The sequence below is a fragment of the Marinobacterium sedimentorum genome, from assembly GCF_024267675.1.
Lineage (GTDB): Bacteria > Pseudomonadota > Gammaproteobacteria > Pseudomonadales > Balneatricaceae > Marinobacterium_A > Marinobacterium_A sedimentorum.
This window is the reverse complement of sequence record NZ_JALDYX010000003.1, coordinates 37,741-53,897: the sequence shown is the minus strand read 5'-3', so window position 1 is coordinate 53,897 and position 16,157 is coordinate 37,741. Positions and strand designations below refer to the sequence as shown.

General features: G+C 56.5%; 10 protein-coding genes. 9 read left to right on the top strand and 1 reads right to left on the bottom strand.

The window, feature by feature from the left end:
* Nucleotides 1-134: 134 nt before the first annotated feature.
* Nucleotides 135-770 carry a hypothetical protein gene (locus MRS74_RS04510; RefSeq protein ID WP_254579091.1) on the bottom strand — a complete coding sequence of 212 codons (636 nt, stop codon included), beginning with the start codon at nt 768-770 and terminating at the stop codon, nt 135-137.
* Between the two features lie 495 nt (nt 771-1,265).
* On the opposite strand from MRS74_RS04510, the gene MRS74_RS04505 reads away from it, so the two are divergent.
* The 9 genes from MRS74_RS04505 to MRS74_RS04465 all read left to right on the top strand — a co-directional run bounded on the left by MRS74_RS04505 (nt 1,266) and on the right by MRS74_RS04465 (nt 16,049).
* The gene (locus tag MRS74_RS04505; protein WP_254579090.1) at nt 1,266-3,587 is read left to right on the top strand and encodes an efflux RND transporter permease subunit; all 2,322 of its coding nucleotides are present in this window, start codon (nt 1,266-1,268) and stop codon (nt 3,585-3,587) included.
* Between the two features lie 19 nt (nt 3,588-3,606).
* Nucleotides 3,607-4,437, top strand: a complete 831-nt coding sequence (locus MRS74_RS04500) for an outer membrane lipoprotein-sorting protein (RefSeq protein WP_254579089.1) — start codon at nt 3,607-3,609, stop codon at nt 4,435-4,437.
* Nucleotides 4,438-4,462: 25 nt separating this feature from the next.
* Nucleotides 4,463-5,698 (top strand): hypothetical protein, encoded by a 1,236-nt coding sequence (locus MRS74_RS04495; protein ID WP_254579088.1) that lies wholly within the window; start codon nt 4,463-4,465, stop codon nt 5,696-5,698.
* Between the two features lie 369 nt (nt 5,699-6,067).
* A complete protein-coding gene (locus MRS74_RS04490; RefSeq protein WP_254579087.1) occupies nt 6,068-8,065 on the top strand; it encodes a ThiF family adenylyltransferase in 1,998 nt (665 codons plus the stop codon).
* 50 nt (nt 8,066-8,115) lie between these two features.
* Nucleotides 8,116-9,324, top strand: coding sequence for a glycosyltransferase (locus MRS74_RS04485; protein ID WP_254579086.1), 1,209 nt, complete (start codon nt 8,116-8,118; stop codon nt 9,322-9,324).
* Nucleotides 9,325-9,432: 108 nt separating this feature from the next.
* Nucleotides 9,433-12,243, top strand: coding sequence for an XrtA/PEP-CTERM system TPR-repeat protein PrsT (gene prsT / locus MRS74_RS04480; RefSeq protein ID WP_254579085.1), 2,811 nt, complete (start codon nt 9,433-9,435; stop codon nt 12,241-12,243).
* A 51-nt stretch (nt 12,244-12,294) separates the two neighbouring features.
* On the top strand, nt 12,295-12,969 hold the full coding sequence (locus tag MRS74_RS04475) for an acyltransferase (protein WP_254579084.1): 675 nt from the start codon (nt 12,295-12,297) through the stop codon (nt 12,967-12,969).
* Nucleotides 12,970-13,192: 223 nt separating this feature from the next.
* Nucleotides 13,193-14,227 (top strand): PEP-CTERM sorting domain-containing protein, encoded by a 1,035-nt coding sequence (locus MRS74_RS04470; protein WP_254579083.1) that lies wholly within the window; start codon nt 13,193-13,195, stop codon nt 14,225-14,227.
* Nucleotides 14,228-14,393: 166 nt separating this feature from the next.
* A complete protein-coding gene (locus tag MRS74_RS04465) occupies nt 14,394-16,049 on the top strand; it encodes a hypothetical protein (RefSeq protein WP_254579082.1) in 1,656 nt (551 codons plus the stop codon).
* Nucleotides 16,050-16,157 lie beyond the last annotated feature (108 nt).

Here is a 16,157-nt window from a genome sequence, read left to right as displayed (position 1 = left end):
TGCTTTTTCGCCTGGATGATCCTTGCAGCAGGAGCCCGGAGCGAGAAAAGTAAGCCCAGGAGCCAATGCGAAGGATCGAGTTAGGCTTCGGGGGCTTTCATCATGCCACCTGCACTGTGCAGGGAGATTGTTGATCAGGCCGCACGTTGTGTCAGTTTTGGGTTGTCGAAGCACAGGCTGTTGGTCTCAGGCTTGAAGCACGCCAGGCCATTGGTCTCGGGCTTGATGGCGGCAACGGAAAGCAGGTGCTCCAGATTGGTAAACCCGTCCTCGGCGGGAATGCTGATATGGTTACAGATCTCGTAGCCATAACCGAGGGTGGTATGCAGACGACGGTACAGACGTGCGCGGATAGTACCCGCCACATTAAAGGCGTAGCTGTAATTCAATTCGGCACTTCCCTTGATCAGCGCCAGGCATTGTGCACGCAACACCTCGGTTGTTCTGTGCTCGGGCAATAGCGCCAGGCGTGTCCACTGGCAATAGGATATGCCCTGTTGTGTCAGCTCGGGAAAGTGCTCTTCGAGAATAAATTCATCGCACTCCATCGGTAACCGAGCCGGGTTAATGGGGGCAGTACCGGATATCCTCGCCCCGCCTATGCAGCGATCCCCGTCCCGCGCGATAAGAATATGTCCCGCTCGATCGTGTACATCTTCAGAGCCATCGAAAGAGTCTATTCCCAGTTGTTGGCGAAAGCAGGCCTCACGGATCTGATAGTACTGGGCAAGCAAGTTCGGGTCTTTGCTGAACTCAAAGCGAATCGACATTTAATAGTCCCTTTAACAATCGTTAATAATCTACTCACAGATGCGCACTGGTATGATCAAGGGGTAACTAATAGTTGAATTCTTAAATTTTAAGCAAAATATGAGCCATTTTATATTTATCTCTAATAATCAATGATTTATATTGTGGCGAGTGGGTCGTGACGGCAAGTCAACTGCCGGAGGCTGTGCACGAAGCGTCATCAAAAAGCGACGCCAGCTTTGATTATTTGGTAAAGCTAAATAATATCAACAAGTTATAGTGTCACTATCTGGAGACGGTTGGTTGTGTCAGAGTTCGGCAATCTGAGAACAATAGGTTCAGTCACCTCTGTCGTGAGTACTTGCCTTTGCACTGCACCGGGCCATGCGTATGAAACATCGATTTGGCGGTATCTGCCATCAAAATCGGTGTCCGCGTTCATTGAGCCACTACACTAAGTTTCAGGTCGGACTCAGTCCTCCGATTTGTATCGAATCTGTCCTAAGAGGCTCGCGATGGTGTTCAAGGATCGCTTGATCACAATGCTCGTTCATTATCCCTATCGGATAATGCTGGTTAGCCTCGTGTTGATCCTGGGCGTTGGCTTTGGTGGCAGTCGATTGACTGTCGAGTCGGGCATCGATGTCTTTTTCAGTGAGGACGACCCGAACCTTCTTGCAGACCGCGAGCTAAAGCGAGTCTACGGCCGTGAGGACAACGTGCTGTTCGTCATAGACACTCGCGGCGGTGACATATTTGAAGCCACCAATCTGTCGTCTGTTCAGACAATTACCGAAAAGTCATGGCTGATGCCTCACTCGAGGCGTGTCGACTCCGTCACCAACTTCCTTTATCCCGAGGTGGACGGCGACGACATCGTTATCGACAAGCTGGTTGAAAATGCGGACTCCCTGACCAGCGAAGACCGCCGACGCATCAAGGATACCGCCTTGTCACAACAGGCCCTGATAGGGCGCCTGCTGGCCGATGACGGTCAGATTGCTGCGGTCAATGTCACCCTGAATTTACCTGAAGATGAGCAAGCGGCCGCCATTGACCAGGCCGTGAGATATGCAAGAGAGTTGGCGACTGACGTCGAAAGTGCAAATCCCGGCATTGAAATTCACCTGGCCGGCTGGGCCCTGACCGAGCAGACCCTGGCTGAAGTCACTGCCCGCGACTCGGTCACCCTCATACCGGCACTTTTTATCCTGGTACTGGTCATTATTGCCCTGCTACTGCGATCCGTGATGGCTTCAATCTGCACGGTGGTAACGATTCTCCTCAGTATCCTTTGCGGCATGGGCTTCGCTGGCTGGGCCGGAATAAGCCTTAACAGTGTCAACGTCTCTGCGCCGACGATCATCATGACGCTGGCCGTCGCGGACTGCATCCACCTGCTGAGCGTGTTCCTGACGCGCCAGAGGCAAGGCCAGGACAAAACGGATGCGCTATGGGGCGCGCTGGATCATACGCTTTATCCAATTGTGCTCACCAGTATCACCACGGCGCTGGGCTTTCTGAGCATGAATTTCAGCGAATCGCCGCCCTTTCGTGAACTGGGCACCATATCCGCCGTGGGTGTCCTGGGCGCGCTCTGGGTGACGGTAACCATTCTTCCCGGTCTGGTGCTGATACTACCTTTCAGAAAATCGGGGGGAGTAACAACCGGAATACCACTGGGCGGTCTCGCCAACTGGGTGATTCGCCATAACAACCGCATTTTCTGGACATCTTTGTTACTCATTGCTCTGACCGTGAGTTTTATTCCGCGAATCGAGCTCAATGACGACCCCACGGGCTATTTCTCTGACTCCATTCCTCTAACGCAAGCCATTGACGTCATCGAGAGCAAGCTCTCGGGTACCCAGTCCCTGTACTACTCGTTTGATAGCGGGCAGGAGCAGGGTATCGTCGATCCGGGCTTTCTTGCCGATATCGATGCGTTTGTCTCCTGGCTCAGGGCGCAGCCTGAAGTGGTCAATGTGGAATCATTTACCGACACGCTGAAGCGGCTGAACCAGGTGATGCATGACGAGGCCCAGGAGTGGCACATTCTTCCGGACAGCAGGGAATTGGCGGCGCAGTATGTCCTGCTATATGAGATATCCATTCCTTATGGGCAGGATGCCACTCATCAGATGAGCGCGGACAAATCCTCCCTCAAGGTGACGGCAACGCTGAAAAACCAGCAATCACAAGGTCTCATTGCATTCGAGGCTCGGGGCAGGCAATGGCTGCAGGATAATTTGCCGGGCATAGCTGTCCCTGGGGCGGGTCAATCCATCAGTTTTGCGAATGTCGGCATGCGCAATATCAACAGCATGCTACTCGGATCCCTGGCGGCGATAGTGCTTGTCTCGGTCTGCCTGATCGTTGCCTTCCGCTCAATCAGATGCGGGCTGGTCAGTTGCATACCTAACCTCTTTCCCGCCTTCATTACCCTCGGGATATGGGGGGCTGTGGTCGGTGAGGTGAACATCGCCGCCTCAGTGGTATTCAGCCTGACCCTGGGCATCATTGTGGATGACACAACCCACTTCCTCGTGAAATACCTGGAGGCCAGGCAGAAACGGAAGCTGGATGCGGAGCAGGCGATCAGGTACGCCTTTACTGCCGTGGGCAGTGCCCTGCTGTCCACCTCGATTGTCCTGGCTATCGGGTTCCTGGCGCTAGTACAGTCTGACTTTTCGGTAAATTCCACATCGGGCCTGCTGGTTGCCATGACTATCGCTATTGCCATCATCCTGGATCTGTTGTTTCTACCCACCGTCTTGATCAAGGCTGATCGCTGGCTGCTGCCCAAAGCCGCGAAAACGACTATCATCGGTGGCTAGCCCCGATTGGGAGATGTATATGAGAGTAAAACGGATCAGTCGAACAGGCTTCTTCCGAGCACTATTCGCCTTTATCGGCGTGGCTATTCTGTGTGGCCCGGCCTTTTCGGAGGAGCCCGTTTCGAAAGCGTCTGCGCCTGAGCGAGGGTTGGCCATCGCACTGGAAGCAGACCAGCGCGACAGTGGTTTCGCGGACACGACGGTCAACCTCGCCATGCTGCTGAACCTTTCCGGAACCGAGGAGGTCCGCCGGGAAATGCGTCAGTTGACGCTGGAAGTCGAGGGCGACGGTGACAAGAGTATCATGGTGTTTGACAGGCCACGGGATCTCAATGGAACGGCCATACTGACCTTTACCCACAAGGTCGGCAACGATGACCAGTGGCTCTATCTGCCGGCGCTCAAGCGTGTAAAGCGCATATCTTCTGCCGACAAGTCGGGGCCATTCATGGGTAGCGAGTTTGCTTATGAGGATTTGTCCTCGCAGGAAGTCGAGAAATATACCTACACTTACCTGCGGGATGAGCCTGTGGAGGACGAACCCTGTTTTGTGGTCGAACGCGTTCCCGTCGATCCAAAATCGGGCTACACCCGCCAGGTCACCTGGGTGGACCAGAGCGAATACCGGCTCAGGCGCGTGGATTATTATGATCGCAAGGGCGAACTTCTCAAGACCATGACGCTGGCAGGTTACACGCAGTACCTGGATCAGTACTGGCGCCCGGCAAAAATGATCATGAAAAATCACCAGAACGGGAAGGGTACTACCCTGATATTCGAGGATTACCGGTTCCGCACCGGCCTGACGGACAGTGATTTCAACCGCAGTGCACTGTCGCGCATTCGATAATAGGAATACTATTTTGAGGCATCAAGTGCGCAGCATCTACTTGTCATCCCTGATCCTGGTTCCGTTGCTTGCCGTTGGGCAATTTGCCGACGCAGCGGCAGACGATGCAGCCAATTCAATCGCAGACATCGCTTCGAGTGAGTGGACAGGCTACGTAAGTCTGGATAGCCGACTGTTTTTCCACAGTCCCGCCCATCCGGCCCAGGATGACCGGAGCCTGTCCGCAGCATTCCAGCCTGAATACTATCGGAACTGGGACGACGGAACCCAGACCTTGGCGTTTACCCCTTTTTTGCGCCTTGACGCCAATGACGACGAGCGCACGCATGCCGATATACGCGAACTGTTCTGGCGCATCGAAGCCGAGCAATTCGTCTTCAAAGCAGGGGTCGACACTGTCTTCTGGGGGGTGGCGGAGTCGCAACATCTGGTCGATATCATCAATCAGACTGATCTGGTGGAAAATATCGATCGGGAGGACAAACTGGGGCAACCCATGCTCAACCTCGACTACCTGAACGACTGGGGCACCTGGCAGGCTTACCTGTTGCCCTACTTCAGGGAACGTACATTCCCGGGACAAGATGGCCGCTTGCGCACTGAGCCATTGATCGATACCGATGATGCCATTTACGAATCCGGCGCTGAAGAACATCATGTCGATTTCGCCTTGCGCTGGTCGCACTATTTCGGTGACTGGGATATCGGTATCGCGCATTTCAGCGGAACCAGCCGCGAACCGCTGCTGGTACTCGACAACTCAGGTTCCAGCCCCAGCCTTCGTCCGCTCTACCTGCAGATCGACCAGACTAGCCTCGACGTTCAGGTTACCAAGGGGGCATGGCTATGGAAGCTTGAGGCGATCTACAACCAGAACAATATCGACGACTATTACGCCTATGTCGGCGGTTTTGAGTTCACACAATTCGGTATAGCGGGAAGCACGGTAGATCTGGGCTGGTTGCTGGAGTACAACTACGACGAACGGGGTGATAGTGCTGCCACGGTACTGCAGGACGATATCTTTTTCGGGGTGAGATTCACCGATAACGATATCCATAATACCCGCATTCTGGCGGGGGGCACCGTCGATATGGACTCCAGTTCCACCTTCGCCAATGTGGAAGCCTCACGGCGCTTGAATGAGCATTGGGTTATTGGCCTGGAAATGCGACTTTTTACCAATGTGGACAAGCAGGACCCGCTGCATCAGCTCAGGGATGATGATTACGTTGAAATCCAGCTGACGCGGTATTTCTGATTGTCTGCCCGCTGCAATGTCTGGCCTCCGATTGGGCTTCAGACAAGCGGATTTCGTACCGAATCTACCCATACGTCACCCATTCCCCAGCGAGAGTCGGCGCAGCCAAGTAACACCGTCGAAGTGCTCGTTTTTCGTTCAGTATTCCGAGCCTGCACGGGGATGCGTAACAGGCAGGCGCATCTATCCTGCGCTTTGATAATCTGATCAATATCGCAAGGTGTTTGCCGGTGCAAATAGCATGGCCAATGCGCCCGGCCGTATCCTCTTGCTGGGTGGGCTGACGTATTTCAGGGCCGCGAAGTCGGGTGACAACGAGCCCTTGGTATTTGGCTTTACAGGAATCAGGTTGGAGTCTCTCACACTATTATGAATACCGATTTTGATTACGATCTTGCATTTTCACGCAATATCGGCTGGGTAACCGAAGCGGAGCAGCGGTTGCTGAAAACCAGACGCGTGGCGATCGCAGGCCTCGGCGGTGTGGGGGGCAGTCACCTGTTAACCCTCGTTCGCCTGGGTATAGGTGCCTTCAACCTCTCGGACTTCGACGAATTTGGCATCGAAAACTTTAATCGTCAGGCGGGTGCAAGCCTGTCTTCGGTCGGTCAATCCAAGCTCGAAACCCTGGTCAACAAGGCCCTGGATATCAATCCGGAGCTGGATATCCGCACTTTTCCCGATGGCGTTTCCACCGAGAACCTGGAAGCGTTTCTGCAGGACGTCGATGTGTACGTGGACGGCCTGGATTTCTTTGCATTAGCAATGCGCAAGGCCGTATTTTCCGCCTGCGACCGCCTGGGGATTCCAGTCACAACGGCCGCGCCCCTGGGTATGGGCACTGCCGTGCTGAATTTCGTGCCGGGGAAAATGACCTTTGAGGAATATTTTCGCCTGGAAGGGGTTTCGGAAGAGGAGCAGTATTTGCGCTTTTTTGTCGGGCTGGCGCCTGCCCGACTCCAAAGTGGTTACCTGGTGGATCCGGGGGCTATCGATGTCTTCGCCAGAAAGGGTCCGTCCACTGCGATGGGGTGCGAGCTCTGCGCCGGCGCCGCGGCTACCCAGGTATTAAAAATGTTGTTAAAACGGGGCAAGGTAGTGGCCGCCCCCTGGGGATTGCAGTTTGACGCCTATGCCAACCGGCTGGCCAAGACCTGGCGGCCCGGCGGCAACAACAACCCCCTGCAGAAGCTGGCTATCAGTATCGGCAAAAAACAGTTGCTGCAAAAGTCAAAATCGAAGAAGAAGGCCACCTATAGGCCCGTCACGGCTGCCGAGAAAGTGCTGGATCTGGCTCGCTGGGCGCCAAGCGGCGACAACACCCAGCCGTGGCGGTTCGAGCTGGTGGATGAAAACGCGCTGGTGGTACACGGCTCTGATACCCGGGATACTGTGGTTTACGACCTCGATGGTCGAGCCAGTCAGATGGCGATCGGTGCTCTTCTGGAATCGATCGAGATAGCCGCTTCAACCCTTGGCCTGAGGGCCAGGATCCTGCAACGTCCTGATCTGCCGGAGCAGACTCCCACCTTTGATGTCACCTTGTGCATGGATGAAAGTCTGGAACCCGATCCCCTGGCCCCCTATTTAAGGGTGCGTTCGGTGCAGCGCCGGCCGATGAGTACCCGACCTTTGACCGCTACCGAGCGGGCTCGGCTTGAGCAGAGCCTGCCTGAGGGATATCGGGTGCGCTGGTTCGAACGTCCGATGAAGCGCTGGCAGGTGGCTCGGCTGATGTTCGCCAACGCCAAGGTGCGGCTTACCATGCCGGAGGCTTATCTGGTGCATAGCAAGATTATCGATTGGGGGCAGCAATTCAGCCAAGACAGAATCCCCGAGCAGGCGGTAGGAATCGATCCCCTGACCGGAAAGTTGATGCGCTGGGTGATGCAGCGCTGGGAGCGGGTCGCCATGATGAACCGTTACCTGGCGGGTACTTTGGCGCCACGACTGCAGCTGGATCTGGTTCCCGGGTTGCGCTGTGCGGCCCACTTTGCCATCGTCGCACCCAAGGCTCCTGAAACCCAGGAAGACTATCTGCAGGCGGGCCGCGCGATGCAGCGGCTGTGGCTGACCTCCACCTGGCTGGGGCTGGGGCTGCAACCGGAGATGACGCCGCTGATTTTCGCTCGCTATATTCGTGCCGGGATTTCCTTTACCCAAACGCCGTCGGTGCAACGTCTGGCCGGCGCCTGCGCCGCAAAATTCAAGCTATTGATGGCAGCACAGACGGACCAGGCCGTGTTTATCGGGCGCATAGGTGAAAGTTCGCTGCCGGCCTCCCGTTCCTTGAGGCTGGATCTGAATGAACTGATTATTTCCAAAACGTCAGCCGGAGAGCAATCAGCAGGCAGGCCGGCAGAATGAATGAGCGTCAGTCGGATTCGTCTGAAAATAAACACAAAAAGCCTGACGAAATGCACAAAAGGCGTGTGCTGTTTTTCGCCGAAGCGGTCACTTTGGCACATGTTGCAAGACCGATGGTCCTGGCCCGTGTGCTGGAAGACGCAGGTTATGACGTTCACTTTGCCTGCCATCCCCGATACCGGGAGCTGTTCCAGGCGCTGCAAAGACCCTGGCGGCCCGTCCAGTCCATCTCCAGTCGGGCATTTCTGGAGGCATTGGCCCAGGGGCGGCCGCTCTATAGCAGTGAAAGGCTCCAGCAATACGTCACCGAAGACCTTGAGGTGATCAAAGAGATCTCCCCGGACCTTATCATCGGGGACTTCCGCCTGTCCCTGTCGGTGAGCGCGCGCCTTGCGGCTATCCCCTATATGACCATCACCAATGCCTACTGGAGCCCGTACGCCCGGCCACATTATCGGGTGCCAGAGTTGCCGATTACTCGATTGTTTGGTGCCGGGGTGGCAGGTGCGCTATTCAAGCTGGCGCGCCCCCTGGCGTTTGCACTGCATACCCTGCCGCTGAACCGGGTCAGAAAGCACCACGGACTGCCGTCGCTGGGGCTGGATCTCAGGCGTATCTATACTGATGCAGACCAGACGCTTTATGCCGATCTTCCTGAACTCATACCCACGTTTGAGCGTCCTGCGACACACCGGTATATAGGCCCCATCAATTGGTCGCCCAGTGTTGCGCTACCGCCATGGTGGGAGGAACTGCCTACCGACAAGCCGATTATCTATCTCACCCTGGGCAGTTCCGGACAGAGCGAGCTGTTGCCCAGAGTTCTGCAAGCGTTAGCGCCATTGCCTGTGACCGTTATTGTTGCGACTGCAGGTATGATCCAGTTAGAGCGAAAACTGCAGAATGTCTGGGTTGCCGACTATCTGCCCGGTGAACAGGCGGCATCGCGTGCCAGCCTGGTGATCTGTAATGGCGGCAGCCCCACCACCATGCAGGCGCTGGCCGTTGGCGTACCTGTTGTCGGCATCGCCAGTAATCTGGATCAATACCTGAATATGTCCTACCTGGAACAGGCAGGGGTTGGCACCCTGATACGCGCAGGTCAAACCACCGTTCCCCGGCTACGACAGCTGGTCGAGGCGATGATGGGAAATGACAGTTATCGGGACTGTGCCATGGCGGTCATGGCACAGGTTGCGGCCCATGGGGGAGAAAGAAACTTTGCCAGCCTGGTTGCACGGGAGCTCTCCACAGCCTGAGAAATGAAGACTGTATTGAACTACAGTTATCAAAGCTCTAATGGCCCGGCCGCTGTTGCAGGCCAAGTTGGTCTCAGGGAATCAATCATAAGGTGGAGAACAATAACCATGCGTCGTTCGGAATTGGTGAATCCTTCAGCCATGCTTCCCCTGCATAAAAAGACCTGGCAGCTTCTGCTGTGCGGGCTCCTGTTACTTATTCTGCACGGCTGCGACCAAAGCCTGACGGATGACGAATACCTCCAGCAGGCACGGGAGGCCGCGGCCCAGAGCAAATTTCAAACCGCTGTTGTTGAGTTGAAAAACGCCCTCAAGACCAACCCGGACAATGCCCAGGCCCGCCTGTTACTGGGTCAGGTCTATATAAAACTGGGAGACGGGGTCTCCGCGGAAAAGGAGTTGCACCAGGCGCAGAGCAGGGGAATAGCCCAGCAGACGGTTCGGGTTCCGCTGGCCAATGCTTTGTTTCTTCAGCAGAAATATGCAGAAGTTCTAGAAAACAACAGTCCCCTGGATTCACTTTCACCGGAACAGCAGGCCGAACTGCTGGCCCTGCGTGGCAAGAGCCTGTTACAAACCGGCAGAATTGGCGAGGCCCGGTCGGAGCTGGATAAAGCGCTGGAACTGGACGCTCGCTCCGTTGTGGTGTTACTGGGCCAGGCCCAGGTCAGCCAGGCCAAAGGTGACCTGAATGGTGCGCGGGAGTGGGTCGACAAGGCGCTGAAACTTCAGCCCGACAATCCGGATGCGCTGAACCAGCTGGGCAGGGTCGAAGAAGCCGGCGGCAACCTCGAGGCGGCAGAGGAGGCCTACACAAGGGCCATTGATGTCGCGGCCAATAAATCGATATACATCGCCCAGCGAGTATTTCTGCGCATCCAGCGCAAGGACATCGCAGGCGCTGAAAAGGATATCGAACAGCTTTCGGATAATTACCCGGGCAAACATTTCGCCCGGGGCCTGATCCTGTTCCAGCAACAGCAGTACCGGGACGCGCAGACTGCCTTTGAACAGGCTCTGAGCCGTTACGGCGACTATGCCCCGGCACAGTATTACCTGGGCCTGGTCCATCTGGTCCAGGGCAATGAGCTCCAGGCGGACACCTACCTTAAAAACGTCCTCAACCTGGTACCGGAATCCGGCCAGGCGGCGAGCGTGCTGGCCGGCATGCAGCTGCGCAAGGGGGATCTGGAGAATGCGTATCCGCTGCTCGAATCGGTGCTGCAGCGTGACCCGGACAACCGCCATGCGCTTGAACTGATGGCCGGCCTGGAACTGATGCAGGGCAAGTCGGCCCAGGCAATTGAAAAGCTGGAGCGACTGGTAGCGCTGGAGCCGGACTCGGCCGACCTGCGCTCCAAACTTGGACTTGCCCTGATGGCGCAGGGGGAGGTCGATCAGGCTACGGCCGAGCTGGAAAAGGCAATCGCACTGGAACCGGGCGCGGAAGATCTCGAATTGCGCCTGGTTCTGGGCCAATTGCAGGCCGGCGAAAATGCCAAGGCACTGGAATCCGCCGAGCGCTGGGTGGCCAAGAAGCCCCGAAGCGTCCCGGCCCATCTCGGCCTGGCGTGGGCTTTCCTCGCCAACCGGCAGGGAGATCAGGCCCTGTGGACCTTTGAAAAAGTACTGGAGCTGTCACCGGGCAACCCCAGCGCCTCCCACAACCTGGCGGTTTTTGCCCTGCAGCGGGGTGATATAAATCAGGCCCTGGGCTTTTACGAAGAGAGCCTGAAGCAGCACCCGGATCATGCGCGCATCAGCCTATCACTGGCCAAGCTCTACCTGCTGATCGGCCAGGACGGAAAAGCCATGCCGCTGCTGGAAAAGGTGTGGCAGCAGAACCCTGAGGAAGCCGAGCCCGCCGCCTTGCTCGGCAAGACATTGCTTCTTCGCGGGAATGCCGTGCGGGCGCTGCAGGTGATCCGGGAAGCGGCCGTTGCGTCCCCGCAGGATACGGCGGTGCTCCGTGTTCTGGGCACAGCCCAGGCTGAAACCGGGGACTACCGTAGCGCCATTAATAGCTACCAGCGCCTGATTGCCCAGCAGCCGGCGTCGGCCCCTAATCACTACCTGCTGGCCCAGGCCTACTACAAGAACGGGGACGGGAAGAATTTCGCCGTAGCTTTGGAAAAAGCCTATCAACTGGACCCGACGAACCTTGATACCCGGATTGCCATGCTTGGTCTGATGATGCAGCGCCAGCAGTGGGACCAGGCTCGGGAATTGGTCGACAAACTGAAGCAGGATCACCCGCGCAACCCGGAGGTTTATATCCAGTACGCTCAGGTGTCAACCGCGCTTAACGACCCCAAACAGGCGGTTGAGGCTTACCAGCAGGCCCTGGCGCTGGCTCCTGAGCGCAATGACCTGGTGGTGAAATACGGCCTCGCCCTGTGGCAGGCGGGGCAGCGGGAACAGGCCTTCAAACCCATGGAGGACTGGCTCGACAAACACCCGAATGACGGCGTGGTCCGGTACAATCTGGCCAATCTCTATCTGCTGGCGGATCGCAAACCCGAAGCCCAGAAGGCCTTTATCGACATCCTCGACAGCAACCCTGACCATATCATTGCCCTCAACAACCTCGCCTGGCTGCTCAGGGATACCGAGCCCAAAAAGGCGGTTGCCTATGCGGAACAGGCCTATAGCTTATCCCCGACGGCGCCGGTACAGGATACTCTGGCGATGATTCTGCTGGCCCAGCCGGGGCAGGAGGCACGTGCCGTGCGGCTGCTGGAGAATGCCGTGCAGCAGGCCCCGGGAAATGCCGAGATCCATTTCCACCTGGCCCAGGCCCTGGTGCAAAGCGGGGACAAGCAGCGGGCCACCCAGGTGCTGACCGAGTTGCTGAACAGCAAGGCGGCCTTCCCCGGCAAGCAGCAGGCGCAGAAATTACTGGATGAATTGAGTGGTTGATCGCGAGTACCGGGCAAAAGTCCCGGCAAGCCACTCTTCTAGGGAATAGTCATGCGCAAGATTACCGCCGCTCCGGTCCTGACTTTTGTCCTGTTGCTGTCGCTAGTCCTGGCCCTGGCCAGCGTCATCAACTATCTCCTGTTGGGCAGGCTTCCCCTGGGGGACTTTCGCGGTGTGCTCATGACCCTTGGCTGGGTTCTCCTGGTGTATCTCTGCGGTATCGCCGTCTATCGGGTTTTCCTGCACTACTATCCCATCCGTGAAGGTGAAATCGCCGAGCATTCCCGGGAGGAGTTCGGCTATCAGGTGTACCTGCTGTTTTACCTGCTCCTGTTCTACCCCCTGACCCGCAATCACCTGCTGCCCACACCCCTGATGCGTCTGCTCTACCAGGCCCTGGGTGCCCGCCTGGGGGACAACAGCTACAGCGCCGGGGTCATTATGGACCCACCGCTTACTGAACTCGGGGCCAATACGCTCATCGGGCACGATGCCGTGCTGTTCAGCCATGCGCTGGAAGGACATCATCTGTCACACGCCAGGATTCGCATCGGCGACAATGTCACCGTGGGCGCCAAGGCCATTGTGATGAGTGGTGTCACCATCGGCGATGGGGCCATGGTGGCGGCGGGCGCCGTGGTGGGCAAGGGCACCCAGATCGCCCCCGGGGAAATTTGGGGTGGCAATCCTGCCCGCCTGCTCAAGGCCCCGACCACGGCGGCTTAAAAATCTTCAGATGTCTGTTCGTATCGCGTCAGTTTTTTTTACACCCTCCCCCCAAGGCCCATCTGTGAGCCTGTCAAAAAAAATACATGCCCTTGTTTTTAAAGGAAATAATTAAAAGGGCATGGGTTGTGCTTTGTATTGAGTGTTCAGTTGACTCTTCGAGTCGAGTTCAAATATCCACGCAGGCTGGCAACCTGACGGGCAACCTAAGTAGGTGACGCACATGAACAAGAAAACACTCTTGGCCGCGGGTTTCGCCCTGGCCTGCACCCTGTCGGCGCCGGTGTTCGCCACCGACACAGTCATGTTTGACCCCGATGGCACGGGTGAAGCCGCCAACGGTACCATTAATGTAGGTTCCTTCGATTGGGCGCCGGGCAGCACCCTGTCCGTCAACACCATTCCCACTGCAGAGGGAGACGACGTCGTATCCTACTCCCACGCATCCCTGGGTATCTTGGTAAATGATATGGGCATCGGCATTGGGCCAAGCGGGCTTAATACCAATTTTGAAATCACCTTTGTCGCGGGCTTTACGGAAACAATCGAAAGCGTAGACACCTCGGCCACTACATTGGTGAGCGATGGCGGCGACGGTATTGGCGGTGGCAACGATATTTACACCTTCTCCCAGACCATCACCCTGGTGGAGGCCGGCACCCAAACTGTCAATTTCTTCGAAATCTATTACGACGATTTTTCTGCCGGCACACAAAACAACCCGCTGGCGGGTACTGGTTATCGTGACGGGCAGTTGATCCTGAGCGCCGAGTTGGTCAGCCTCAGCGGCAACTTCACCGCCGACTTCACATTCGTGGATGTTGATAACAGTGGAGACTTCAATGCCGGCGACACCCTGCAAACCACCCTCCTGGACCAATTTGGCGCAGACCAATGGGGTGGACAGCAAACCATCAGCGGCGAAGGTTCCACCCAACTGGTGGCTGACGTGACTTTCCAGGACTATGATTTCTTTATATCCAATGTCTCGGCCCTGGTGCAGGACCTGTTCTTCAATACCTCCAATATCCTGCCGTTCGAGCAGACCAATCCGTCCATGCAATTTGACGGTTCAGTCATCATCCCTGACATTGGCGCTGTCAACGGCTTCAGCGGGCCCGATATCCTGTTCCAGACGGACGCCAACTCTGGCTTTGTAACCACGGAAGTTCCTGAGCCCAGTACAGTACTGCTCTTTGCTCTGGGGCTGCTGTTCCTGGGGTTTGGAAGCCGGAACCAGTTCGCCAGAAAGAGCTAATCTAGCGGGCAAGTAACAAGCAAGTATCGACAAGGATTGTGCCAGTGATGTCACAGTCCTTTTTTCACCAGGCTATCGGATGGCTCTTAAAAACTTGGTTATTACAGAATCGGTTACAAGGAGCTCCAATATGAATATTAGACGTTTTACTAACAGGTTTTTCCCAATGGCATTGGCCATCGGTTTGTGCCTGCCTTTGGCGTACGCTCAGGCATCCACGCCGGTTGAGTTCGATCCGGACGGCCAGGGTGGCGGCGGCGCCTTTACCATCGGTTCCCTGGACTGGTTACCGGGCAGCACCGTGATCAAGGACGAAATCCCGGTTGCAGTAAGTTCAATGGTGAGTGCCCAGGCGTACTCCCACTCGGCGCTGGCCGCCGCGGTAAATCCTGACGGGATCGTTATAAATCCGCCTGGGCTTAACGTCAGTTACGAAATCACCGTGTTCCTGGCCAACGGCGTCGAGGTTACCTCCAACTCAGACGGCACCATAGTGCTGCTCGCGCTGGACCCCGCCACCGGGGACAATTACTTCGAAATGTACTATGACGATAACCCCAATGCGAATCCCCTGGCGGGCACCGGGTTCAGTGACGGCCTGCCGATACTCCGCGGGCAACTGACGGCTTTGTCGGGTAACTTTACACAGAATACCGATCTGAATGGTATTCCCTTACAGGCGGACCTGGATGAGTTTGGTACCAACAACTGGCCCGGGACAAAGACTGTATTGGGGCAAGGCTCCCAGCAACTCGCAGTGCTGGTGCAGTATGTGAACAAGGACTTCTTCCCTAGTGGGGTCGATCTGGGCACCATACTCCCCTTTAATAACAGCCAGGTCGTCAGCTTCAAGCAAACCAACCCGTCCATGAACTTCGACCTAAGCCCCATAGCAGGGGCACTCGACCCCGTCGACCCCGGCGCCGTCAACGGCCTATCGGGACCCGACATTCTCCTGCAGATTGACCCTAATAACGCCTTCGAGTTTATCCCTCCGGAAATGGCCTGCCGGGTGACAGGCGGCGGCAATGACACTGCGGGGATTTTCGAGAACGGCGCGGCAGGTTGGGACGGCACAGTCGCAGAGGGGCTGATGACCCCCACAGTCACCAAAGGCAAAGGTAAGAAGTCCAGTATTGTTGCGCTGGAGCCCTACCGCTACACCATGGGCGGCCAGGCCGGCGCCAATACGGCGCTGCAGCCCCAGCCCAAGGGCGAATGGACCCACTCCAACCATGACAGCGCCAATAACCTGAAATTCACCTTCCATGCCGGTACCGCCAGCGCGCCGGACGGCACCGAGATCGACGAGATCATCTGTACGGATAATGGCTGGTGCAAGCAGGCCAGGCCTGCGCCCAACAAGCAGATCGACTTCGTTGGTATTGGTACCTTCAAGAATCTCAGCTGGAAAAACCCAGAGCTGGTACACAGTGTGGGTGTGGTGGATGCGGCGTTCTACGATATCCAGCCTGAGCCCGTGGGTAACAAGCCCGGCCAGGATCCGGCGACCGTTCACTGGTTCCAGGTTCATATCGAGGATCTGGGCGAGCCCGGCAATAAGGTGGAAGAAGGCGCCGTCTGCCCGCCCATGGGGTCCGGCAACGACCCGTTCGCCAATCCTCCGGTCACCGACAATATTGCTGACTGCGGCTGCGCGGACTTCTACCATATCAGGATCTACGAGGGTGTCGTGCCCACGCTCAATGAGGACGGCGAGGTCACCAATATCAATAAGGACAACCTGATCTACGAGGTATACGGCTATCTCAACGGCGGTAACTTCCAGATCCATCCTTTGACCGGCTTTGATCTGAGGTAAGCGGGTTCATTGTCAGGTTAAAAAGTCAGGTCGAAATAAGCCTCCTCGAGTCTAGTTCGAGGAGGCTTTCGTTTTTCCACTTCACTATCACTCCGATTCCCATATGAC

Coding starts and splice junctions, on each gene's coding strand:
- MRS74_RS04485 (WP_254579086.1), top strand. CDS start 8,116: ATGCACAAAAGGCGTGTGCTGTTTTTCGCCGAAGCGGTCACTTTGGCA.
- MRS74_RS04510 (WP_254579091.1), bottom strand. CDS start 770: ATGTCGATTCGCTTTGAGTTCAGCAAAGACCCGAACTTGCTTGCCCAG.
- MRS74_RS04465 (WP_254579082.1), top strand. CDS start 14,394: ATGGCATTGGCCATCGGTTTGTGCCTGCCTTTGGCGTACGCTCAGGCA.
- MRS74_RS04490 (WP_254579087.1), top strand. CDS start 6,068: ATGAATACCGATTTTGATTACGATCTTGCATTTTCACGCAATATCGGC.
- MRS74_RS04505 (WP_254579090.1), top strand. CDS start 1,266: ATGGTGTTCAAGGATCGCTTGATCACAATGCTCGTTCATTATCCCTAT.
- prsT (WP_254579085.1), top strand. CDS start 9,433: ATGCGTCGTTCGGAATTGGTGAATCCTTCAGCCATGCTTCCCCTGCAT.
- MRS74_RS04500 (WP_254579089.1), top strand. CDS start 3,607: ATGAGAGTAAAACGGATCAGTCGAACAGGCTTCTTCCGAGCACTATTC.
- MRS74_RS04475 (WP_254579084.1), top strand. CDS start 12,295: ATGCGCAAGATTACCGCCGCTCCGGTCCTGACTTTTGTCCTGTTGCTG.
- MRS74_RS04470 (WP_254579083.1), top strand. CDS start 13,193: ATGAACAAGAAAACACTCTTGGCCGCGGGTTTCGCCCTGGCCTGCACC.